The organism is Actinotalea sp. C106 (assembly GCF_023630195.1).
Classification (GTDB): domain Bacteria; phylum Actinomycetota; class Actinomycetes; order Actinomycetales; family Cellulomonadaceae; genus Actinotalea.
In genome coordinates, this window is sequence record NZ_JALPKN010000553.1 from 1 (window position 1) to 959 (window position 959).

The window sequence follows — 959 nt, forward strand, 5'->3', positions numbered from 1 at the left end:
GACGCCGTGGCCGCGGCCGAGCTCGCCCAGCAGGACGCGGCGTTCGCCGAGGAGCTGCCCGACCTCGAGGCCGCCGCGACGCTGGCCACGGACCGCCTGCGCCGGGTCCTGGTGCCTCAGGACCCGGACGACGCACGCGACGTGCTGCTCGAGATCCGCGCAGGGGAGGGCGGCGAGGAGTCGGCCCTCTTCGCCGCCGACCTCCTGCGCATGTACCAGCGCTACGCCGAGCGTCGAGGATGGCGCGGCGAGGTCCTCGAGGGGACGCAGTCCGACCTGGGTGGTTACAAGGACGTGACCCTGGCGATCAAGGCCCGCGGTGCCGTCCAGGACCCGGCCGAGGGCGTGTGGGCGCACCTGAAGTACGAGGGCGGCGTTCACCGTGTGCAGCGGGTGCCGGTGACCGAGTCCCAGGGGCGGATCCACACCTCGGCCGCCGGGGTCGTGGTGCTGCCCGAGGTGGAGGACGCCGCCGAGGTCGCGATCGACCCGAACGACCTGCGCATCGACGTGTTCCGCTCCTCGGGCCCCGGTGGCCAGTCCGTCAACACCACGGACTCGGCCGTGCGCATCACCCACCTGCCCAGCGGTCTGGTCGTCTCGTGCCAGAACGAGAAGTCGCAGCTGCAGAACAAGGAGCAGGCCCTGCGCATCCTCCGGGCCCGGCTGCTGGCCGCCCAGCAGGAGGCAGCCGCGGCCACCGCGTCGGACCTGCGCCGCTCGCAGGTGCGCACCGTGGACCGCTCCGAGCGCATCCGGACCTACAACTTCCCCGAGAACCGCATCGCCGACCACCGCACCGGGTACAAGGCGTACAACCTCGACCAGGTCCTGTCCGGGGACCTCGACCCCGTGCTGCGCTCGGCGATCGAGGCCGACGAGGCGGCCCGCCTGGCCCAGGCCAGCGGGCTTCCGTGACCTCGCCGGACCGGCGCGCGCCGGCGCTGCGCGACCTGGTG

The 959-nt window shown here is 73.5% G+C and carries 1 protein-coding gene; it reads left to right on the plus strand.

Annotation, left to right across the window (positions count from 1 at the left end):
- Positions 1 to 918 (plus strand): peptide chain release factor 1 (gene prfA, locus L0B03_RS18425; RefSeq protein WP_250448536.1); only part of this gene is annotated, 918 nt, incomplete at its 5' end.
- Positions 919 to 959 lie beyond the last annotated feature (41 nt).